Source organism: Flavobacterium sp. Arc2, assembly GCF_041431385.1.
Classification (GTDB): Bacteria; Bacteroidota; Bacteroidia; order Flavobacteriales; family Flavobacteriaceae; genus Flavobacterium.
This window is the reverse complement of sequence record NZ_JASMRH010000002.1, coordinates 62,313-85,519: the sequence shown is the minus strand read 5'-3', so window position 1 is coordinate 85,519 and position 23,207 is coordinate 62,313. Positions and strand designations below refer to the sequence as shown.

Annotated in this window: 17 protein-coding genes; 13 read left to right on the top strand and 4 right to left on the bottom strand. The window is 32.5% G+C overall.

The window, feature by feature from the left end:
- Positions 1-39 precede the first annotated feature (39 nt).
- The 4 genes from QO182_RS01685 to QO182_RS01670 form a co-directional block, all read right to left on the bottom strand.
- Complete coding sequence (locus QO182_RS01685) at positions 40-4,038, bottom strand: amino acid adenylation domain-containing protein (protein WP_371559622.1); 3,999 nt, start codon at positions 4,036-4,038, stop codon at positions 40-42.
- Between the two features lie 286 nt (positions 4,039-4,324).
- A complete protein-coding gene (locus QO182_RS01680; RefSeq protein ID WP_371538570.1) occupies positions 4,325-5,392 on the bottom strand; it encodes a thioesterase domain-containing protein in 1,068 nt (355 codons plus the stop codon).
- 6 nt (positions 5,393-5,398) lie between these two features.
- Positions 5,399-5,665, bottom strand: a complete 267-nt coding sequence (locus QO182_RS01675) for a hypothetical protein (RefSeq protein WP_371538784.1) — start codon at positions 5,663-5,665, stop codon at positions 5,399-5,401.
- 160 nt (positions 5,666-5,825) lie between these two features.
- The gene (locus QO182_RS01670) at positions 5,826-6,134 is read right to left on the bottom strand and encodes an AMP-binding protein (RefSeq protein ID WP_371559745.1); all 309 of its coding nucleotides are present in this window, start codon (positions 6,132-6,134) and stop codon (positions 5,826-5,828) included.
- A gap of 444 nt (positions 6,135-6,578) precedes the next feature.
- Between QO182_RS01670 and QO182_RS01665 the strand changes: the two genes are divergently transcribed.
- From QO182_RS01665 to QO182_RS01605, 13 genes are all read left to right on the top strand, one after another.
- Positions 6,579-7,109, top strand: a complete 531-nt coding sequence (locus QO182_RS01665; protein WP_371538569.1) for a T9SS type A sorting domain-containing protein — start codon at positions 6,579-6,581, stop codon at positions 7,107-7,109.
- A gap of 4 nt (positions 7,110-7,113) precedes the next feature.
- Complete coding sequence (locus QO182_RS01660) at positions 7,114-7,854, top strand: hypothetical protein (RefSeq protein ID WP_371538568.1); 741 nt, start codon at positions 7,114-7,116, stop codon at positions 7,852-7,854.
- Complete coding sequence (locus QO182_RS01655; RefSeq protein WP_371538567.1) at positions 7,851-10,298, top strand: fibronectin type III domain-containing protein; 2,448 nt, start codon at positions 7,851-7,853, stop codon at positions 10,296-10,298. The genes QO182_RS01660 and QO182_RS01655 overlap by 4 nt, the downstream gene beginning before the upstream one ends.
- 1,446 nt (positions 10,299-11,744) lie before the next feature.
- Positions 11,745-11,882 (top strand): hypothetical protein, encoded by a 138-nt coding sequence (locus QO182_RS01650; protein WP_371538565.1) that lies wholly within the window; start codon positions 11,745-11,747, stop codon positions 11,880-11,882.
- A 1,521-nt stretch (positions 11,883-13,403) separates the two neighbouring features.
- Positions 13,404-13,556, top strand: a complete 153-nt coding sequence (locus QO182_RS01645; RefSeq protein WP_371538563.1) for a hypothetical protein — start codon at positions 13,404-13,406, stop codon at positions 13,554-13,556.
- Positions 13,557-13,705: 149 nt separating this feature from the next.
- On the top strand, positions 13,706-14,830 hold the full coding sequence (gmd, locus tag QO182_RS01640) for a GDP-mannose 4,6-dehydratase (protein ID WP_371538562.1): 1,125 nt from the start codon (positions 13,706-13,708) through the stop codon (positions 14,828-14,830).
- 80 nt (positions 14,831-14,910) lie between these two features.
- Positions 14,911-16,323, top strand: a complete 1,413-nt coding sequence (locus tag QO182_RS01635) for a nucleotide sugar dehydrogenase (RefSeq protein ID WP_371538561.1) — start codon at positions 14,911-14,913, stop codon at positions 16,321-16,323.
- A 62-nt stretch (positions 16,324-16,385) separates the two neighbouring features.
- The gene (locus QO182_RS01630; protein WP_371538560.1) at positions 16,386-17,675 is read left to right on the top strand and encodes a lipopolysaccharide biosynthesis protein; all 1,290 of its coding nucleotides are present in this window, start codon (positions 16,386-16,388) and stop codon (positions 17,673-17,675) included.
- 3 nt (positions 17,676-17,678) lie between these two features.
- Positions 17,679-18,584 carry a glycosyltransferase family 2 protein gene (locus tag QO182_RS01625; RefSeq protein ID WP_371559619.1) on the top strand — a complete coding sequence of 302 codons (906 nt, stop codon included), beginning with the start codon at positions 17,679-17,681 and terminating at the stop codon, positions 18,582-18,584.
- A 3-nt stretch (positions 18,585-18,587) separates the two neighbouring features.
- Complete coding sequence (locus QO182_RS01620; protein WP_371559617.1) at positions 18,588-19,643, top strand: acyltransferase family protein; 1,056 nt, start codon at positions 18,588-18,590, stop codon at positions 19,641-19,643.
- Positions 19,640-20,563, top strand: coding sequence for a hypothetical protein (locus tag QO182_RS01615; RefSeq protein ID WP_371538556.1), 924 nt, complete (start codon positions 19,640-19,642; stop codon positions 20,561-20,563). Before QO182_RS01620 ends, QO182_RS01615 begins: the two co-directional genes overlap by 4 nt.
- A 10-nt stretch (positions 20,564-20,573) precedes the next feature.
- A complete protein-coding gene (locus QO182_RS01610; RefSeq protein ID WP_371559614.1) occupies positions 20,574-21,572 on the top strand; it encodes a hypothetical protein in 999 nt (332 codons plus the stop codon).
- A gap of 19 nt (positions 21,573-21,591) precedes the next feature.
- Positions 21,592-22,563 carry a hypothetical protein gene (locus QO182_RS01605; protein WP_371538553.1) on the top strand — a complete coding sequence of 324 codons (972 nt, stop codon included), beginning with the start codon at positions 21,592-21,594 and terminating at the stop codon, positions 22,561-22,563.
- The last annotated feature ends 644 nt before the right edge of the window (positions 22,564-23,207 follow it).

Here is a 23,207-nt window from a genome sequence, read left to right as displayed (position 1 = left end):
TATTGCAATAAATGCTTGTTAATAGTTTTAAAGCACAAATTAGATTTTTGCATGTTTGTTATCTAATAGTTCTTGAAGCATTCTCGCTAAAACTTTATCATTTGGAGGGGCTACAATATTAAGATGATTGCCAGTGATATTATGAATGTTAACTCCGTTTAAAGCTGCTTTTTCCCATCCTAAGTGAGTTGGGTCTAATTTGTAGTTCTGATCATCTTTTGCTCGAAATAATTCCACTTCAAGATCCTGGGGAATGAGATGATAGCGATCAACTATTTTATTAACCATATGATCCGCTTCTATAAAGTGTTCAAGTGCGACAGCCTCTTGTTCAGTTATATTATCTTTTAGACCTAAATATTTTTTTTGTAGATGTGTTTTTTTCGAGTTAAAACGTAATATTAAAGACTTCCAGCATGTGAACATTTGAATTAAATAATCTAATCGTCTGTAGGTGCGATCATAATATCGTACTAGTTTTTTCTGTAAAGAGGATGAATAATAATACGATGAATCTACATAGGTATCTAATGCTGCAATTAAACTTACTGTTTTACCTTGTTTCTTTAATTGACGAGCTATTTCAAAAGCAACGATACCTCCAAATGAAAATCCAGCTACTGCATAAGGACCATTTGGATTTATTTTAACAATTGATTTAATATAGGTAGCCGCCATAGCTTCGACGGATTCAAACCAATTTTCATAACCATTAGGTCCTATCCCTTGAAAACCATAGATTGGTTGGTCTTCATCAAAGTGATGAATTACATGTGCAAAATTTAAAATATTAAGTCCAGACCCATGAACGATAAAAAGAGGCGTTTTACTACTTTTCGGTTTAAGTGGTACCAGATAATCTGCCGAAATTTCGTTTTCGACATTTAATAATTTTGCAAATTTCTCTATAGTTGAGTGTTGAAATAATGCGGAAAGAGGAATTCTTATACCTGTTTTTTTCTCTATCGCTACCATTACGTTTACCGCCATGATAGAGTGTCCGCCAATTTCAAAAAAGTTGTTAAAAATGTCAATACGCTCTTTTTTTAAAGTTTCTTGCCAAACTTCTGCGACTAGATTTTCTTCTTTTGTACGTGGAGCAGTGTATTTTTCTTCGCTTTCTGAATTGGATTTATATTCTAATAAAGCTGTACGATCTACTTTATCGTTTAGTGTTCGTGGCAATGTGTCAAGGATATGAAAAACATGCGGAACCATAAAAGTAGGTAATTGTGATGCCAGTTCATTTCTCCATAATCTAATCTCATCAAGTTCTGACAGAAATTCATAATCGACTACAATAAAAGCAACAAGAATATCATTTTTAGCTAATACAATTGCTGATTTTACTCCTTCTATTGATGTCAAAGCATGTTCTATTTCACCAATTTCAATTCGATGGCCTCTTACTTTAACTTGATGATCAATACGCCCTAAGCACATTACTTCATTGCTTAACAGTAACTTCCCTATATCACCAGACAGATACATGATAGCATCTTTCTTGTCAGAAAATTTATTAGGAATATATTTTGCGGCAGTTAATTCTGGTTTTCCCAAATATCCTTTCCCAACTCCATCACCTCCAATGGCAATTTCACCAATCGCATTAGGTGGTAGCAGGTTCATTTTATCATCAACGATATAATATTGCATGTTAGCAATGGGAGCTCCAACAGAAATTATTGTTTCTTCGCTCTTTATATGTTTACAAGAAGAAAAAATGGTTACTTCAGTCGGCCCATACAAGGTCCATAGTTCCTCACTTTTTTGTATTAATTCCTTAGCCAATTTAGCAGGTAGCGGTTCCCCACAACACCATATTTTTATAGGCAGTTTTTTTGACCATCCAGAGTCCAAAAGCATTTGGTACGTAGTAGGTGTAGCTACAATTAAGGATATTTTTTCTTTGTCTAGCATTTCATAAAATAGTCTACCGTCACTTGATGTTTCATGGTCAGGTAATACTAATACGGCTCCCTTGTGTAAAGGAAAAAACAATTCAAAACTAGCAATATCAAACGAAATGGTAGAGATAAAGGGAACTCTATCTGTTTCTTTTATGCCAGGCTCACTTTCTAAAGAGCAAAGTAAATTAACTATATTTTTATTGGTTATTTTAGCTCCTTTTGGTTTTCCGGTAGAACCAGATGTGTACAAAAGGTACAGTACATTTTCTGGATCGACATACCTATCTAGTTTTGTAGATGGATATTGATCTAATGACTGAATCGCGTCATCTATCAAAATTGTATTGGAACATTTTGGTAATGTTAAAGCTAAAGCGCTACTCGTTAATAAAAATGTAGCTTGGGAGTCTTCCATCATGTATTCTACACGTTTACTTGGGTACTCGTGGTCGAGGGGAAGGTATGCAGCACCACACTGGATAATTGCTAAAATAGCATATACTAACTCTGGGCTTCGTGGAAACGAAACAGCTATGTAATCACCTGATTTAACACCTTCTGCTTCTAAAAAATGCGCAAATTGATTTACTTTAATGTGTAAATCACGATATGTTATTTTAGTGTTTTTATATTCAAGAGCGATATTATTTGATGAAACTTCTCCTCGTTCATTTAGTAATTCTGATAATGAAACATTAGGGTATGGAGTTTCTGTATCATTAAGAGTTGTGTAGTCTGCTAAATAATCACGTTTTAAAAGATCAATTAATGGTCTGTTTTGCTCTACTATTAATTTATTTATAATGTCTTCAAATGAAACCATCATTTTATGGATAGTTTCTTCTTTAAAAAGGGAAGAGTTATAAGAACATTGAAAAGTGGGAACATTTTTTGACATGCAAGCATGAAGATGCAGTTCAAAGGAAGAGTATTTTCGGGGGTTAATTTTAAGATCATAAGTGAGTCCAATAAATGAAAAATCACTTTCGATATCCCGATTTAAATCAACGGTTAATGTAAGGGGAACCATGGGTACCCTAGAAGGGTCTCTAGCAAGTGTCAACTTAGTAAGAAGATGTCCAAAACTAATTTGATGATGTATTTTTGCTTGTAAAACCTCTGGATTTCTTTGTTTTAAGTATTCTAAGAAGCTGTTATTTGGGTCTATTTTACTTCGTATAGGTAGAAGGTTTGAACAATTACCAATCAAATGCTTCATGTCGTATTGAGTATTTCCTGAAATTGGAACTCCTACGACTAAATTATCTTGACCTGTAAGTTGGTATAAAAACACCTCGTATGCTGCAAGCAAAGTTGTTACTAAACTGCAACCTGCATTGCTCCCCAGATGTTTAAGTGAATTTATGAGTTTGGCATCAATAGTATAATCAAGACGTTCGCTATTATAAGTTCGTAAAGGAGGTCTAGTATAATCTATCGGTAATTCAACAACTGGAACAGATTCATTATAAATCGCAAGCCAAAAATCTTCGATTTCTTTCAGTTCATCGTTTTGTTTCAACGAATTTACTTTTGTAACATAGTCACTAAAGCGCTCTTGGGTTTTTAGTTTTGGTACCGTATTTTTAATAGATGCTGAATAAAGGATACTAAGTTCTTCAAGCATTATATTAATACTTAAACCGTCTCCAATAATATGATGGTGAGTTAGTATTACTTTATTTTCTAAATCATCAAATTTAATTAATTTAACTTTAAATAAAGGACCTTTGACAAGATCAAAAAGGGCATTAACTTCTTCATTAATTATAATTTCTAAGGCCTTTTCTTTTTGATTTGATGCAAGTGGAGAAACGTCATTATGGGATATTTTAATGGTACGGTCCTTATAGATATTCATATAAGCCCCATCTGAACTAAAAGAAGCTCTCAAACTTTCATGACGATGAACTAAAGTGTTTACGGCATGCTGCAATGCTGCAAAGATTAATTCTCCTTTGAATGAAATAGTATAAGATAGGTTATAGGCCTTATTTGCATCACTGCTTCCAATTAAACAATCCGTCCATATCTCTAACTGTGTATTGGTCGTATGAATGACACTTTCAATCTCAGTAGAAAGCGGATCGAATTGCGTTTTTTTGTACTTATGCGCTTGACCTTCCATTTTTAGTAGGATTTATATTTAATATTGATTTGGGAATCATAAAAGTAAGTTAATTATTTATAGTTATCAAAAACTTTAGCATAATTAAAATAAGTCAACTTTAATTTTGGTTAAGAACGAAATAGTATAAAATTTATATTTTACTAAAAACGGTTGTTTTTTATAGGTTTTTTTAAATTAGGTATTTGTAGATAGATTAACTCTTACTTTTTATATTATTCGTGTTGAAAAAATATTATTTAGTTAAATTTTAATTCTTTAAATTTTGTATTAGTAATAATTACGATTAACTAATCTTATGCTTTTTATTTAAAATATCCTGAAGTAATCCCGCTAAAACCTTATCATGTGGTGGCGCAACAATATCTAAATGATTTCCAGAAATATTATGGATTATGATATCTTGTAATGTCGCTTTTTTCCATCCCATATATTGAGGGTCTAACTTATATTCCATGTCATCTTTTGATCTAAATAAATCTATGACAAAGTTTTGAGGTTTAAGATGATAACGATCAACGATTATGTTAACCATATGATTCGCTTCTGTAAATTGTTCAAGAGCTAAAGTTTCCATTTCAGTCATTGTGTTGTCTTGTCCAAAATATTTTTTTAACAAATACTCTTTTTTTCCATTAGTACGCAGCTTTAATGACTTCCAACTCGTTACTATTTCTTTTAAAAAATCTAACCTTCTACGAGTAAGGTTACAGTATTGAACAAGTTTCTTTTGTCTATATGTTTTATAGTAATAAGAAGTATCAACATAAGTATCGAGTAAAGCTGTCAATATGACTTTTCTCCCTTGTTCTTTTAATTGACGGGTCATTTCAAAAGCAACTACACCACCAAAAGAAAATCCAGCCAAAGCATAAGGCCCTTCGGGATAAATTTTTACTATTGATTCTATATAATGTCCAGCCATTGCTTCAATTGATTCATACCAGTCGTCATACTTTTTTGCGGTACCTTGAAGACCATAAATAGGTTGGTCTTCGTCAAAATGCTTACTCAAATCAATAAAGTTTAGTACATTAAGGCCTGCTCCATGAATAATAAAGAGAGGTGCTTTGCTTCCGTTTGGTTTTAAAGGAACTAAACAATCTGAGTCAATTTCGATATCTGCATGTAGTAATTTGGCGAATTTTTCAACAGTTGCATTTTGAAACAATGCTGATAAAGGTATCTTTTTAGTTGTTTCTTTTTCTATTCTAATCATTATTTTTACAGCCATGATGGAGTGGCCCCCCATTTTAAAAAAGTTACTAGTAATATCTATTGAATCGATTGAGAGGGCTTCTTGCCAAATTGTAGCTACTAATTTTTTATTGTAATTTCTAGGTTTGGTAATCATACCATTTTAAATAGGCTTGGAATTACTTATTTTTAAGAGTGCATTTCGATCTAATTTGGCATTAGGGGTAATTGGAAGTTCTTTTACTATATTAAAATTATGCGGTATAAAATATTCGGGTAACCAACTAGCTAAATAGTTTTTCCATTCTTTTATTTTAGTATTACCTACCTCTTCATAATTTTCTAATAATATATAAGCAATAAGCATGTCATTATGACCTAATACAAATGCAGTTTTAATATTATCAATATTTTCAAGAGTTTGTTCAATCTCGCCTAGTTCAATACGGTAACCACGAATCTTTACCTGATCGTTTTGTCGTCCAATATATTCAATATCACCGTTAGGAAGCCATCTTGCAAAATCTCCTGTTAGAAATAGTTTACTGTTTTCTACATAAGGATTATCAATAAATTCCTGAAAGGCATAACTAGCCTATTTCACCTATAGGTTTTAATTGTAAAGAGTCTGATAAAAGATAAGCACCTGTATTACTGATTGGTTTTCCTATAGAAAGAGAATTTGAGGTTTTAATTTCAGCAGAATATTTAAAAGTAGTTGATGTGATCGTATTTTCTGTTGGATTATAATGGTTATAAAATTCAAAAACGCTCCCCAGTCTTTTGGCTAATTTTAAAGAACATACTTCTCCTCCAACTATTATTATTTTAAGTGATTGTAAATGTGAAATGTCACCTAATGTTTCTAAAAAAATTGGTGTAATATCTAAATGGGTAATTTTATTTTTCTTTGTTTTTTATTTAAAGTGGTTTAAAACCAGTGAAATAATTATTTAATGTTTTGTTTATAGCCCTAATGATTTTGAAATATAAATAATAATCATAGGTATATTAAAAATTAAATATGAAGTGTTTAGTATAATACTAAATTAAATAAATCATCGTTATTTTGGGTAATTAATATTATCTGTTTTTTATTAACAATTGATTTTTCAAATGTGTTGTTTTTTGTCTAAGTAATATTTTACGATATGCTTTTAATTGTAGGATTTACTTGACACATCTATTTTTTTACTAATGAGCATTATTGTAAGTATATAGCTATTAATAATATATATGTTATGCTTTTTATCGGAAAAAAGTGCTATTATGTCGATTTTATTTTTTTGTTTATATATTTTAGCGGGGTGAATAACTAGAATTAATTAAAAGCGCTATAACCTTTGAAGTATCTAAAATTAAAATTTATTAACCTCATCGTAATTATGATGATGTTTTTTTCTTTTGAAGGTGTTAGTCAAAATACTCAAGAAAGCACAACGAATGTTATGGGAACCATAATTGCATCTGGTGACGACGCAAGTGGTAGCTATGGTTCAGTTTCTTATTCAATCGGGCAAGTATTCTATACCTACATTGGACAATCAGTTTACAATGTAGCCCAAGGCGTACAGCATGACCTACCGGATAATATTCTGAGTACAGCAGAGAATAGTATTGAACCTAAAATAGAAATATTCATTTTTCCGAATCCCACAACAGATTTTATTACTATAAATATGGAAGGACTTGAGTTGGGATATGTACAGCGATCTTATCAGCTATATGACATTCAAGGTAGGATTTTAAAACAAAATACAATCAGTCAAACTGAAACTCAGATTAATTTAAGTTATCTTAGTTCCTCTATATATATACTTCAAGTATATGGTGATAATGAAATTATAAAAACATTCAAAATAATAAAAAATTAAAATAATGAAATTTATACTTACTATATTATTATTTGTGACTGTTACGCTCAGTGCTTTTGCACAGTCACCAGAAAAAATGAGTTATCAAGCAATTATTCGAGGACAAGACAATAGCTTGGTAACGAATTCAAAAATAAGTCTTAAAATTATTGTACATCAAGGTACGGCAACGGGAACTATTGTTTACCAAGAAACACATTCGGTTAAGACAAATAATAATGGTTTAGTTTCTCTTGAAATAGGAACGGGAAAAATTGTTGTAGGCACTTTTAGTGGCATAGCTTGGGAAAAAGGACCTTATTTTATAGAAACACAAGTAGACGTGGCAGGTGGGCTTAATTATAATATTATTGGGATTACCCAACTATTGAGTGTGCCTTATGCTTTACATGCAAAAACGGCTGATAGATTAGTGGGTAGTAGCGCTACAAACACTATTTCTAAAGCTGCAATTATTCCATTTACTTCTTCTAGAAACATTACTAGTACGGATGTAAATAATACGATAGAATGTACAACGGCTGCTACTTTAACATTAACGGCTGCATTTGGAACTATGGGAATAGGAGATACTATCAATCTAGAAGCACATAATGGTGCTGTATTAACAATACAGGCGGCATCAGGTGTGACAATAAATTATAATGCAAGTGGAAGTGCAAAGTTTACTAGCACAAGTGGAAACGTAAGGTTTGGTTTTCTTAGAAAAACGGGACAAAACGCCTATATAATATCGGGACAATGAAAAAATTAACATACTATTTTTTACTCTTTTCGACAGCGGTTTTTTCACAAAATTATCAGTATGCTCTTGAGGAGGTTAAAAAGCCGCCAGGAGCACCAACTAATTTAGTCGTAAGCAACGTTACCAGCACGAGTGCATATTTGACATGGACAGCCTCGACCAATGCGTCGTCTGTAGTTGATTATATGATTTACAGCAAAACTGGTTTGCTGGTAAAGTCCTCTGGTAAAAGCACTAGTTATAGCATAACTGGACTTACTCCAGAAACAACTTATAGTTTAACTGTAAAAGCCAGTGATACCGATGGTAATTTAACGGCAGATAGTAACAGTCAAACATTGACAACAACAAAAGAATATACAGGAGTAAAAAATCAACCAGAAGAGATTGAATATTTCAAGGCATATTTATTGCCATTAGCACAAAAAGCTAATTTGCAACAAGCGCTTGATACTTATGGGGCTGTACGATTGGAAAAAGGAGATTATGCTGGCGTAGCTGTAGTTCTGCATAGTAATCAAAGTTTATACGGACACCCTACTACAAATAACATAACGAGTATAACAATTGCAGCAGGAAGTACTAATGTACATGTAGAGTCTTTAAAACCTGCTCAGGATAGTGTATTATTTATAGATTTTCAGGCAGGAAGTCCTATCACTAATTGCACTTTTAAGACCCTAAAGTATGCGCTAATAACAGCTACTAATGCAATGCTTGAAAATAACATCTTCCTTGATGTAATTGGAAATATACATTTTGATTGTAGTGCATCAGGTTATTTTAGAAATAATAGAATTATTAAACACATGGGTTATAATGCTAATATTCTTATAATGAGGGGAAATAGGATAACACCTAGTTATGGAAATGTGAATATACATTCAAATTTCCTGAGTTCTAATTTTGAGACAATGGACATTGACAATCTTGAGTCAGCTACATTTGTAGGTGTAGACTGTGAAACCTATGGAGGAGTTACAAGAGAATTATTACATTTTAATAAGGTAGATAGATTGAAAATCATAGCTGTTCAAGGAGGAATAAATTATGATAGTGGTTACGGGTACTCCAGTATAGATGCTGGTGAAGTTTGGTCTGTGAGAGGTGATGGAGGAGCTTCTACAGCGTCAAAGTTATCAGCTAGGACTAACAAATTAAATTTTGGTTTTTCAAATGATGCTTTCGTTAGGGGTGATGGTAAAGTTACAGGAGACTTAAGTTCATTTTACACTGATGAAGTTGAAAGAGTCTATACTCAGCATTTTGAATATAATGGTGTAGAGCAATCTTCAACTATTACTGACCCTACTATCATTTCAAAATTGAGTAATAGTATTTTAAGTACTAAGTATACACCTTGGGCAAGACCTAATTTTGAGGCTTTATCCGACCCATTGGGTGTGAACTGGAGAAAAGAAAGAATTGGTAAGCCCGATAGTACAAGTTACATTCAAAATTTAATTAATACTAATGGAGTAGCAGAGTTACCGGAAGGTGTATTTTATATAAGTTCAACTTTGAATATACCTAATGATGGTCATAGCGGAATTGTAGGAAAAGGTACAGGAAAGACTGTTATTTGTGGATTGGCGGATGATTTCCCTTTATTGACCGTTACTGTTGGAAATTTCGGAAATATTAATTTAGGTTTTTTAACTTTACAAGGTGGTAGTGATGGTTTGTACACTACGAATCCAAATTTAATGACCGCTTATCAAAGTATGAAATATGTCGTATTTAGAGATCAGGTTAATGGTATTCATACTAAAAATATATACGGTACAGATAATAACTTTTGGGAGCATTTATCTTTTGTAAATTGTACAAAAGGCATATTTAATGAGTCTAATATAGAACAAGCTAATGGAGAAATATTAGGAAGTGCCTATATGGATAAAAACGTTTTTTATAAATGTCAATTTATAGATTGTGATACATCAATGGATTTACATGGGAATAGAACATCCAATATGAATGCTTGGGTAGAATGTAAATATGATGGAGGAAAAACGGCAGTAAAGATGTCTGCGGAATCTACTATTTTTGCCAATTGTGATTTTACACGTTTCACAGGAGATTATACCTTTGATTGTGGTAATGTAAATATAATTAGTTGTAATTTTTATGATAACACAAATGCTATAGCCACTATTCAATCTTTATACGCTGACATAGAAGGTTGTAATTTTCTAGATAACATAAACTTTATGCGCTCTTACAGTTATAATACTTCAAATGTACACGTATTCAATTCAACAATAACTGGAGAAGCGATTATTAGTAATGCTGTAGGATCTCCTCCTTATACGCTGTACATAAATAGTAAGTTGTTGTCAAACTCTACTTTTAGTAAACTTTTATCAAGAACAGCTATAGATGTACCTACAGTATTTATAGATGCAATTCCTAATCCTTACCCACAACTTTTAGTGACTCAATAAAAAAATAGAACTATTTAGGTTTAAATACCATTTATTTTTCTAAAATAAATAATAATATAAACAGGGGTTCCGATTAAGCTTAATTAATTGGAACCTTTGTTTTTATCAGATCCTTCTAAATAATTTTTTTAAACAAAAAGGCAATTCTATTAAAAACTATCTGTTCGTTGGGCCAAACTACATCTTACGAATAAGATTCAGTAAGTATTTTCACTTTGCAGCGGTTAGGTGTTTTGGTAACTCCGTTTGCTTTTATTTGATTAACTATATTGGTATAAGTAATGGATTCTAAAAGCCCGTTGGCTTTAATTAGTTTGTGATGATAGTTTTTCGTCAGTTTCGACTTCTATTTTGGGCGGGGTTGTATCGAGAACAAGAACAATTTCATAGAAAAAACACCTCCCTGCCCCCTCCCAGCCCCCTAAAAGGGGGGGTAGGAGTGCTTCTAACTATACGTGCGTTATTTTATATTCCTTTTTTGTAAAAAAAATATTCAGGCTTATGCTTTAATAATTAGACCCAAGAGCTAAGAGTTTCGTTGGGTGCTTAGCGCTAACAATGAAACTGCCGTTGAATGGCGGGTTTTGGCTTTTGCTTCTAGCTGTTTTTGTGGCTGATTGGAGTTCACAACGGGGATGCGTTCGTGTACCTCCTTTTATTCTTCGGTTTCATAAATGGATTTCCTCTTGAGGTCTTTTAGTCTGTTGAGGGCACCTAATACCTCGAGTTCCTTGTCGTTTAGTTTAGAAAACCTATTCCTTTTTTTATTGGATCGCACTGCTATTAGTCAAAAATGTATTTCATCGGATTTTAAAATCCTTTTGAACCGATTTGTTCTTTAAAATTTTAAACCTTATGCAATTTACTATATTTTTGAAAAAAAATAAAAAGAGCGCAATGAAAAAAAGTTGCTTTTAGCCGTTCAGGGTATTCGCCTATGGGTGGGAATGTCCTTCGAGACGCTCAGGAAGACTACACAAGCAGTTTTCTGTTTCCGTGTGGTTAGTCTTAGTACTGATATAATATGGTACTATGCAAAGAGCGCTGTGGGTTTTACTTGCCATTAAGTGGGTTTTATATCTAATATATCGATTGTGAATTTAAAAAATAGAATGTGTATAACTAAGTAACGCTAAAGCAAATTGTTGTGCTATGGTGGTAGCTTTTGTTACAAGTTTAAGTAATTAGGAAGGAGGTTTTAAATATGAATTTTATATTGTTTATTTTTATGAAATATAATGTATACCAAAATATAATAAAAATAAGAGAATTAAAAAATTTAACCAGAGAGTATGTTGCATCTGAATTAAAAATGAGTATCAATGGTTATGGTAAAATAGAAAAATGCGATGTTGATTTGAGTGCTTCAAAATTGATTGAAATACCCAAAATTTGTAGAGGCTTTTATTGAGTTTATCTTTAAATTTGATTTTTCCATTTTTTTTAATGAGTCCAAAGAACCCGTTAAAAAAAATAAGCGGAATCTTTAAAGTAGAGGAAATGATTCAGATGGAGATGAGCGTTAAAACGTATGCGCAAATTGAAAAAGGAGGGGTGAACTTGAAATTCTCAAAATTGGATTAGTTCTCCAAATTTTTAGGGGTCAAAATGAGTGCCATTTTTAAAATGGAGTATTAATTCTTTGTTTTTCATCACCTACTTTCACCACTTAAACTCTTATTTTATAAGCTGCAAATAGGGAGTTGAATTTTAGGGATTTAGCTATTATTGGCTGAGATCCCCGAATTATTTTTAAATGTGTTTTACTTTTAGCGCATATCCTAAAGATTCTACTATTAAAGCGTACTGTGTTTTTGTGATGTCTTTGACAGGCCCATTTTGCTCATAAAATGGGCCTGAGTTTAACTTTGTTTATTGTCCAATTTAGTACTGTATTACTGAAAACCCTGTTGCCGTATCGTTACTATTAAGCCATTTTTGATGATATTAATTTCTTTGTCTTTTACGGTAGCATGACTTCTTAACCAGAATACGTAAACTATAACCCGGGCGAATTGAATATTAGGTTCCTGTCTTTTTCAGGTAACTGAAAAAAGTGTAATTATTGAATAAAGGGACTTCGGCCTCTATTTTCCTCTCAGACTTTTGTTGTACTTTTTTTAACATCGGAGAGTAGTAATTTACCTGAAACTGGGTTAATTGTTCCGCCTCTTTTTTTTACAATTTTGGTCTTGTGTATACTATATGCTATTTCGTAGTTTTTAGTTTATAAGTTTCTTTTTATTATAGTGGGCTTTCTATACTTTTTTTATTTGGTGTTCTGATTTGACTCTTAGTGCTTTACTGCTGATGCTTGAATAGGAAGTCGCCAAGGGATTACAGCTGTAAATTTAATTTTTAAAAAAACGATTTAATTGGTGTTTTATAGTAATTTGGTCTTTTCAAGGCTATTTAATTATTAAATACAATGTAGTTGTGCTTTTTATTTTATTATATTTGTGGCTGTTTTCATTATTTACTGGAGGTTAATCCTGATTTAGGGATCGATGTTTTTTGACGATACTATTTAAATCGTTTACATTAATAAAGAGAATAATGGGTTGAAAAATTTTTCTCTACTGGATAGTTATTATGTAACTATTGATGGGGTACCCATATTAAAATTTTAAATAAAAAATTGTCTTTACTTATTCGTTTACCATGTTTTATTGGATTAGAGTTAGTTTCAATTTGGTCGTCTGATGGGTCAAAAGTAGTTTACTGCCGATTCGAAAGAACTTTAAACATTATTTATTGATGCCTAAGAATAGTCTGCTTTATTGCGTTTCAACAAGGTGAAGGACGCTGTCAAAATTGAAAAGGCTGTTTCCAGTTGTCGTTAATGTTATTCCGCGTGCAACTTGTGCAGGATTAGTAGCTTTTTTTAAAATAATGAGCAAGCGGTAACGCAAATTAACCCGCAACTAGAGTTGTTAGATCCCACTTTACTTTAAAAAATTAGTTCCTCATTGATAAATAAAGCTTTCCTCATTCATATAGCAGGTCACAATGGCATGTTAGTAAGAGCCATTTGGAGAATCTTGACCGCGAAAGGCTATACCCATCTTATTGGTGCTAATAACAAAGAATTAGATTTAACAAATAATGGAGTTAGCTCTTCCAATTCAAAAGATTGTGGGACAGACTAGGGTTGTCCTTTGGGATGATACCAAACCTGACGGTGCTCCTCTAAAATTAATGGATATTTCTAAGATGTATGCTATCGGTTGGAATCACCAATTTAATCTAGAAGATTGAGTTCAGAGAACCTACAATTGGTTTTTAGAAAACATTTAAAATTTCAAATAAATTAGTTACTAATATTTTTTCATAATATCATTTCTAGAACTATATATATAGTTTTTGCAACTTTGCTACACAATGCCTTTGTGCTTTATAATTACATCATGAAACCATTACAAAAAATAGCGTTCATTACGGGAGTAACAGGACAAGACGGAGCGTACTTAAGTGAATTTTTATTAAAAAAAGGGTATATCGTTCACGGATTAAAAAGACGTTCTTCATTATTCAATACAGATAGAATTGATCATTTGTATCAAGATCCTCATGTAGAAAAGAGGAACTTCATTTTGCATTATGGCGATATGACAGATAGCACAAATTTGACTCGCTTAATTCAGGAAATCCAACCAGATGAGATTTATAACTTGGCTGCTATGAGTCACGTTGCTGTGTCATTTGAAACTCCTGAGTATACTGGAAATGCGGATGGATTAGGAACCTTACGAATTCTGGATGCGGTACGTTTATTAGGATTAGAAAAGAAAACTAGAATATACCAAGCTTCGACTTCAGAGTTGTATGGTAAAGTACAAGAAGTACCTCAATCTGAAACTACTCCTTTTTATCCACGCTCGCCTTATGCAGTAGCTAAGATGTATGCTTTTTGGATTACTGTAAATTATAGAGAGGCTTATGGGATGTATGCATGCAATGGTATTTTGTTCAATCACGAATCCCCTATACGAGGAGAAACTTTTGTAACTCGTAAAATTACAAGAGCGACTTCACGAATTGCTTTAGGTTTACAAGATAAGTTTTACTTAGGAAACTTAGATGCTAAACGTGATTGGGGACATGCTAAAGATTATGTTCGCATGATGTGGATGATTTTACAAGCCGACGAAGCAGAAGATTGGGTTATTGCAACTGGAACGACTACTCCTGTTCGAGAATTTGTTCGTATGAGTTTTGCTGAAGTTGGAATCGAATTAGAGTTTAAAGGCGACGGAATCGATGAAAAAGGATTTGTTAAAGCTTGTAACAACCCAAAATTCCAACTAGAAATAGGTAAAGAAATATTAGCGGTTGACCCTAAATATTTCCGTCCTACGGAAGTGGATTTGTTGATAGGGGATCCTACCAAAGCAAAAACAAAACTAGGGTGGGAATGCCAATACGACTTGGCAGCATTAGTAAAAGACATGATGCAATCGGATTTGAAACTGATGAAAAAAGACCAGTATTTGAAAGAGGGAGGTTATACGACTTTGAATTATTTCGAGTAGTTTGTCTTTTGCCTATTGCTTAAAAAAGCGTTTAGCAACTACTAATTAAATTTAATTGTTAGCAATTATAAAATTATAAAATGAAAATAAAAAATATATGTTGTTTGGGTGCTGGTTATGTTGGAGGTCCAACTATGTCCGTTATCGCCTTAAAATGTCCTGAAATTAAAGTGACTGTAGTCGATTTAAACGAAGCGCGTATTGCCGCATGGAATGATGTCAATTTAGATAATTTACCCGTATACGAACCTAGATTGGCAGAGGTAGTAGGGGAAGCACGTGGTCGGAATCTTTTTTTCTCTACCGATGTTGATGCTGCAATTGATGCAGCGGATATGATATTTATTGCGGTCAATACCCCAACTAAAACTTATGGTGAAGGAAAGGGGATGGCTGCTGATTTGAAATTTGTGGAATTATGCGCTAGACAAATCGCGCGTATTGCTAAAAACGACAAAATTATTGTAGAGAAATCGACTTTACCCGTTCGTACTGCAGAAACGTTACAGACTATTTTAGACAGTACGGGGAATGGCGTTCATTTTGAGGTTTTATCCAATCCAGAATTTTTAGCTGAAGGAACTGCGATCGAAGATTTATTAAATGCGGATCGAGTACTGATTGGGGGAAAACAAACGCCAAAAGGAAAAGAAGCGATTCAAGCTTTGGTGGATGTATATGCGCATTGGTTAGCGCCGAAACAGATTTTGACTACGAATGTTTGGTCCTCGGAATTGTCAAAATTAACTGCGAACGCTTTCTTGGCGCAACGAATCTCTTCGATCAATGCGCTTTCTGCTTTGTGTGAAGCCACGGAAGCTAATGTGGATGAGGTGGCGAATGCCATTGGAACCGATAGTCGTATAGGGCCTAAGTTTCTTAAGGCATCAGTAGGATTTGGAGGTTCTTGTTTTCAAAAAGATATTTTGAATTTGGTGTATTTGTGTCGTTTTTTCAACCTACCCGAAGTCGCCAATTATTGGGAGCAAGTGGTTATTCTGAACGATTATCAGAAATACCGTTTTGCCAAAAATATCATCAGTTCGCTGTTTAATACGGTTAGTGATAAAAAGATTGCTTTTTTGGGATGGGCTTTTAAAAAAGACACCAATGATACCCGGGAGTCGGCAGCCATTTATGTAGCCGATCACCTTATTGAAGATGGTGCTCAAATACACGTATACGACCCTAAGGTTTCTGAGGCCAAAATAAAAGCCGACATGACTTATTTATGGGAATTGAATGGGCTAAGCGAGCAAAAAATAGCCGCCAAACTCAAACAACTATTTGTTTACCAAACGCCTTTGGAAGCTTTGGATCAGGCCCATGCAGTAGCTCTATTGACTGAGTGGGACGAATTTAAAACTTACGATTGGGAAACTATTTACCAAAACATGTACAAACCTGCCTTTGTATTTGATGGTCGTAATATTTTAGATGCGGATGCATTAACCGTTATAGGTTTTCAAGTTAAGGGGATTGGGAAAGGGTAAAAAAGTATTATAAATAAAAATCAGGATTATGTTGTTTTATTGTTATCAACAAATAGTAAAGAATGAAGAAGTCTTTTAATAAAATAAAGCAACACCGGCATTACGATAAAAGTATTAATATTCTAAAGTTAGTATCTTTAGTAGGTAGTACAGAAATTCTACTAAAGGGAATCGGATTTGTAACTGGGATTTTGATTGTACGAATGTTGCCTGTTCAGGAATATGCATGGTATACCTTAGCCAATACGATGGTGGGTACTTTGATTGTTTTGACCGATGGTGGGGTCTCAAACGGAGTATTAGCCATGAGTGGTAAGGTTTGGCAGGATCCTCAAAAATTAGGGTCGGTATTAGCCACAGGATTGGACCTTAGAAAAAAGTTTGCTGTTGTCACTTTAATTGTAGTTGTACCCATTATAATTTATTTATTACTTATTAATAAGGCCAGTTGGTTGACAGCGGTTTTGATTGTACTTTCTTTAATTCCTGCTTTTTATGCGGATTTGTCTGATTCTTTACTAGAAATTACACCCAAATTGCATCAGGACATCGCTAGTTTGCAAAAAAATCAAATAACTGTTAACGTTGGACGATTAGTACTAACAGTATTAACTGTATTTATTTTTCCTTTTACTTTTGTCATTTTGTTAGCCTCGGGAATCCCCAGAATTTATGGGAATCATAAATTAAAAAAAATAAATGCGAAGTTTGTTGATACTAATCAAAAACCAGACCCCGTAGTTCGGAAAGAAATTTTGCGAGTGGTTGCTCGAATACTCCCCAATATTATTTTCTTTGCCTTTTCAGGTCAAATTGTGATCTGGATTTTATCGGTTTTTGGGAATGCCAACGAATTAGCGAGTATAGGAGCCTTGGGCCGATTTTCTATACTAATTGGGCTTTTTACCAGTTTATTATCTACCTTATTTGTTCCTCGATTTTCAAGATTAGAAGATAATAAATCTAAAATAGTAAAAGCTTTTATCGTTTTTCAAATACTACTCTTTTTATTTACGGGTTTTGTAATGTTCATTGTCTTTCTTTTTCCAACACAAATGTTATGGGTGTTGGGGGCTTCTTATAGTGGTTTGTCTACCGAATTGTTTTTAATCTTATTAGCCAATTGTATTGGGCTTATCACTTCTATGACCGGACAGTTGATTGGAAGCAGAGGGCATTTTTTAAACCCCATATTGGTTATTGTCATGAATTTGGGTACGGTAACGGCTGCCTTTTTTATTTGGGATTTGTCTACACTACAGGGTATTTTGTATTATAGTATTTTGTACCAGTGTATTTCTTTAACTGTTAATTATAGTTTTAGTTTTTATAAATTAATTTTAAATAAGTAGTCAATGACAAATCCACTAATTAGTATTATAATTCCCGCCTATAATGCAAGTAAATTTTTACTTGAAACTCTGGAGTCCGTTAAAAGACAAACCTATACCAATTGGGAAATCGTTTTGGTAAATGATTGCTCTACAGATAATACCATCGAAATTGTAAATGAATTTTCAAAAGGTATTTCCAATTCTGTAAAATTGATTACCAATGCGAAAAACTCAGGTGTAAGTGTTTCTCGTAATATTGCGGTGGCAAATGCCTCTGGAACGTGGTTGGCATTGCTCGATAGTGATGATGTGTGGTTGCCCAATCATTTAGAAACTTTGATGAATGAAGTGGACAAAGATCCCCAATTAAACTTGGTTTATGCGGGCTGTTTGGTTTTTTTAGATACTGTAGAAACTATTATATTTAAACAAGAAATCAGTGAGGACATGTTGAACAATTTTAACGTTTCCTTGTTTACCCATCAAATTGGGATCAATCCTTGTACTGTTTTGTTAGATACAAATTCTTGGAATAGGGTTGGAGGCATGGTGCAAAATCTTCAGCATGCAGAAGATAAAGACTTATTTATCAGATTAGCAAAAATGAATTATAGATTTAAATTTTCAAATCAACATACTGCTCTATATAGAAAACATTCTAATGTGTCAGCAGCTTCAAATAATGATTCTAAAATGGCATTGGGTTCTCTGTATATTTATGAAAAACATTTTGACTGGGATGCTATTCCATTAAAAATTAGAATTAATCAATTGTCTAATGCGTATTTATCATATGCTAGGTTAATAAGACATAATGATATAAATAAGGGAGTTGAGAATAGTTTGAATGCATTGAAAATTAAAAAAAGTTTAAAAAACGCATGCTATTTTTTTGCTTTTACCTGCTTGTCAATTATTAAACTATAAAACATGAAAAATATTTTTTATAAAGTTCCTACTTTTACAGACACAACTTGGTCAATTTTAGCCGTTACTCGTTTTGTTTTGGCCTTTATTGTAATGTATGGACATTTATACTTTCATATTTTAAGTTTTAAAGTAATGCCTTATCAATTTATTTTTGACTTAGGAGGTAAAGCTGCTGTAATGGTTTTTTTATTGATATCAGGCATTTCAATCGGCTATTCGTATGCTAGAAATAGCAAAGGATTTATAAAACGTCGTTTTTTGCGTATTTACCCTTTGTATTTTGTTGCTGTACTATTTGCTGTTTTTTTACAGTATTATTTAGGGAGTCCTTATGAACTTCCCAATTCAACAATGCTTGCCGCAGGAAATTTGACGAGTATAGCTAATTTTTTACTTTTACAAGGGATTGCCTCTATTACTATAACTTACAATGGTCCATTGTGGTCTATTGGGGTTGAAGTTTTTTTATACCTTATGGTTCCTTTATTAATGTTATTGCGTTTAAGATATATTTTGGTTATTACACTAATTTCTATGTATGCCTTTACCTTTATGGATTATGATTTTTTATATGGATATGGTGATTTAATTTGGGCATGGCCATTTCTTATAGGTTTTATAATTTCTGCGAAAAAACAACCTTTGTTTGCCTTTCCGTTATTAGGTTTAAGTATATTTATTGTGAGTTATCAGCAGAAAATATTTGCTGAATCATTAAGTGTAATGTTATCCAGTTGTAGTATTCTATTTATTTTGATAGCTATGTATTTAAAATTAGATTTCACAAAAAACATGAAGATTTTTCTTAATTTTTTAGGGACTATTTCGTATCCTATCTATATTTTTCATTTTCCTCTTTATTTATTATTATATCATTTAGGGGTTAGAGAATCTTACGTTTTTATAGGTCTGGTAATATTACTTTCTATTATTATTAATTATATTTTTGATGATTGGTTAAAAAAAATATTTTGGAAACCATTAGTAAATAAATTAGACTCACAATTAAATGAATATAAGATTAAATCGATTTCTATTAAAAACCTTAAAGCATGAGAAAGATACCAGGACAAAGTGGTCTTACTAAAAAGACGGCGACAGCGATTGGCAAAAGGAATCGTGAGAAATTTGCAAAGAAGGTAACAGATGATTTGAGAAATTTATTAGCACAAGTCAATCAAAAAAAGACTATTGCAATGGAAGTGGCAAGTTTTTCTTCTTGTAATGATTTTCCTGAGCAATTATTGTCAATACTATCATTTATTAAGCATGTTGGTATTCCAATAAAATGGACCATTTATTCTGATGGGTCACATACTGATGCACAAAAACAACAAATAGCAAACGATTTTGAATATGTTGAAATCAAAAGTATTAAATGGGGGGGAATGGCTTCAATTGAAGAATTATGTTGTGAGGAATTAAAACCGTATCATTCCTATATTTTAGATTATGCATTAAATCATGCATTTGGAAAACGATTGTTTTATTATTTGAATCACCCAATTAATAGTCCTACCTTGTTTATTGATTCGGATATTTTATTTTATGAAAAAGCAAATAAGTTCGAAATGATGATTAAGGAAATGCCTGCAGAAAATGGATGGTTTATGCCAGATGTAGGATGGGGTTGTTTGGATAGCAGATATATAGCTACTCACACAGAACAATCATTGCAAGTAAATGCGGGTTTAATGTTTGTGATAAGAAAGTTTGAGAAATATAAAAACGCTCTTGAGTTTTATAAAGTTTTAGAATCAAAATATGAATATTTTAGTGAACAGACTATAATTAATATTTTGCTAAAGGATAATAAATTTATGCCATTAACACCTAAAACTTTTATTTTAGACACAGGAGATCAATTTGATTTCTCCTATTTGCATAAACCAAGTGAAATGGCTGTTCGTCATTATACGGGACCCGTTCGTCATAAGATGTGGCAAAAGGATTATAAATGGCATTTAGGATTATAAAATATATAGAATGAAAAAAGGTATTGTTTTAGTGGCCAATTTAAAGAGTCAGTGGTATTGTGAAAATTTAATTTATTCCATTCGAAAAAGTGGTTGTAGACTTCCTATTCGATTGATTCACTTTGGTGGAGCCCCTATCAATTCAAAAAAAATCTTAGATGAAGTAGAATTTATGACCGTGGATGATTTTCCAGAAGAGGCCAAGGTGTTTATTGCCAATTTAAGAAGTGTATTGACAGATTGTCCTATGGGGTTTCTCTACCGTTTTTTAGCATGGTTTTCTGATTGGGACGAATTTATTTATTCAGACAATGATATTGTCGCCTTGATGAATTGGGAACGATTGTTTGATTATACCGAAGGATATGATTTAGTTCATGCTGACGAAGAATATACGACACAAGGCATATTTAATTATTTAATACCTAATAAAATAGAAGAACTGTTTGGCAAAGGTAGTTTGAGCACGGCTATTACTGCAGGCCACATTCTGATAAAAAAGAATCCCAAAATGATTGCAGATATGAATGCCGCTGTTGAGTGGTTTAAACAGTATCCTGAAATACCCAAAAAACACGACCAATCCTTATTGCATATTGCAACACAACTTGGAGAATGGAAATTACTGAATTTATGCAAACCTCCCTATAATTGGTTGAGTTCTTGGTCGGGAGATTATAAAAATAGTTTGGATTTAATTCAAGCCATTCAAGGAAATGAAGAAAGAAGGTCGATTTCATTCCGTTCGTGGTATGCGACTTTGTCGGATGAAAATAAAAAGCAATATGAGAAACAATCTTTAAAAGAATATAAGAATGCTTCAATCAGTCATTTGCATTATTCAGGACGAGGTCGTCTAGGTAGTCAACCCATTGATGATTTGATGTTTTCGAGCCAAACAGATGAAAATAGGATGATGGGATTTTTTAAAATACAACTAGCTGATATGTTTTACATCACTTTTATAAAAAATCAAGTAAATCGAGTTAAACGATATTTAAACCGCTAATTACAATAAAACAAGACATATGATTGCAGCAATTTGCACTCTTTTCGAAGGACATTATCACTATGGAGTGGCTACACTCTCCAACTCTCTTTATAAAAATGGGTTTCGAGGAACTGTATATGTAGGGTATCGTGGTTCATTACCTAGTTGGGCATTAAAGGGAAAAAAAGAGGCTATTGATAAATGGAAAGAAGCTATAATCGTATCACCAATAGAAGGATTGAAGTTGGTTTTCTTAAAATTAGAAACGAATTATAGTTTAACCAATTATAAACCTGACTTTATGCTGGAATTATGGGAAGGTCCAGCTAAGAATGCAGAAGCGCTTTATTATTTTGATCCCGATATTGTGGTCAATGACTCATGGGTTTGTTTTGAGCAATGGGTACAATGTGGAGTAGGACTTTGTGAGGATATCGATTCTCCTCTACAAGAATTTCATCCCCGTAGAGTAGGATGGAGAAATTATTTTAAAAAATTCAATATCGATTTAGAATATAAAAATCAAACCTATGTAAATGGAGGCTTTGTCGGACTGCTAAAAAAAGATATTTCTTTTTTGAAATTGTGGAATCAAATTCAAGTAAATATGGGGGCAGCAATAGGAGGGTTAGAAAATTCTATTTTTTCAAATGAATCACACAGTTTAATGTTAGTGGAAATGGAAGGTTTTACTATTTTTGACAAATCAGATCAAGACGCATTGAACGCTACTATTGAAGCTTTTGATGGTTCTATAAGTTATTTAGGTAAAGAAGGTATGGGCTTTAAGTATGGCCATGTAACCATGTTTCATGCATTAGGAAGTCCAAAACCATGGAACACTTATCATTTACTAAGAGCTATTCAAGGAAGACCTCCTAGAATTTTAGATACTTTTTACTGGGAAAATACAAAGAGTCCAATTTTTGTACATACTAAATTCGAAATTTTTAAAAAGAAAATTAGTGTTATTGTAGGTAAGTTTATTGGAAGGTTTTATAAAGTTTAAAATTTATGTAATAAGTGAAGGTTTAGTTGATAAAAACGTATCTTATTTGAAGAAAGTTACTTTTAATTATCAATGTGATTTTTTTTATTGCTATTAATGATGAAATATTTGATAATTTAGTTTTAACACATCATTTTAGAAAAGTTAATTATTATAGATTGTTAATTTCAGATTATATTAACGAAAATAAAATTTTGGTCTTGATTCAGATTTAGTTGTAAATGATTGAATAAAAGAATTTTATCAAACTGATTTAGAAGATTATTACTGTAGCAATTGAAAATCCCGGTTTTGACATGCGTCTAGAGTCAAAAATGAGCTTGGATTCATATTATTTTAATGCAGGTGTAATGTAATTAATTTGAAATTATGGAAAGATACTCAGTTAAATATAAATTTTATATCCTCTAATCCAAGTGTAGTCAGGTATCTTGATAAATGTGGGCTTGATGCAATCATTGATGGAAAATGGAAAAGGATGTATTTACGCTATGATCAACAATCTGTTATTTTTGAGGAAGATAATAAGCAATTACTTGAATAATTTTCAAATACAGAAGCTGAGGAATCCACTAAATTGCCAATAATAGTTCATTTCACAGGTGCAATTAAACCTTGGAATTTTAGAAGTAATCATCCTTATA

Excerpts from the sequence above, each read along its gene's own strand:
- QO182_RS01610 (WP_371559614.1), top strand. The coding sequence starts at position 20,574 with ATGAAAAAAGGTATTGTTTTAGTGGCCAATTTAAAGAGTCAGTGGTAT.
- QO182_RS01645 (WP_371538563.1), top strand. The coding sequence starts at position 13,404 with ATGGAGTTAGCTCTTCCAATTCAAAAGATTGTGGGACAGACTAGGGTT.
- QO182_RS01615 (WP_371538556.1), top strand. The coding sequence starts at position 19,640 with ATGAGAAAGATACCAGGACAAAGTGGTCTTACTAAAAAGACGGCGACA.
- QO182_RS01630 (WP_371538560.1), top strand. The coding sequence starts at position 16,386 with ATGAAGAAGTCTTTTAATAAAATAAAGCAACACCGGCATTACGATAAA.
- gmd (WP_371538562.1), top strand. The coding sequence starts at position 13,706 with ATGAAACCATTACAAAAAATAGCGTTCATTACGGGAGTAACAGGACAA.
- QO182_RS01685 (WP_371559622.1), bottom strand. The coding sequence starts at position 4,038 with ATGGAAGGTCAAGCGCATAAGTACAAAAAAACGCAATTCGATCCGCTT.
- QO182_RS01655 (WP_371538567.1), top strand. The coding sequence starts at position 7,851 with ATGAAAAAATTAACATACTATTTTTTACTCTTTTCGACAGCGGTTTTT.
- QO182_RS01620 (WP_371559617.1), top strand. The coding sequence starts at position 18,588 with ATGAAAAATATTTTTTATAAAGTTCCTACTTTTACAGACACAACTTGG.
- QO182_RS01650 (WP_371538565.1), top strand. The coding sequence starts at position 11,745 with ATGAGTCCAAAGAACCCGTTAAAAAAAATAAGCGGAATCTTTAAAGTA.
- QO182_RS01635 (WP_371538561.1), top strand. The coding sequence starts at position 14,911 with ATGAAAATAAAAAATATATGTTGTTTGGGTGCTGGTTATGTTGGAGGT.
- QO182_RS01605 (WP_371538553.1), top strand. The coding sequence starts at position 21,592 with ATGATTGCAGCAATTTGCACTCTTTTCGAAGGACATTATCACTATGGA.
- QO182_RS01660 (WP_371538568.1), top strand. The coding sequence starts at position 7,114 with ATGAAATTTATACTTACTATATTATTATTTGTGACTGTTACGCTCAGT.
- QO182_RS01625 (WP_371559619.1), top strand. The coding sequence starts at position 17,679 with ATGACAAATCCACTAATTAGTATTATAATTCCCGCCTATAATGCAAGT.
- QO182_RS01680 (WP_371538570.1), bottom strand. The coding sequence starts at position 5,392 with ATGATTACCAAACCTAGAAATTACAATAAAAAATTAGTAGCTACAATT.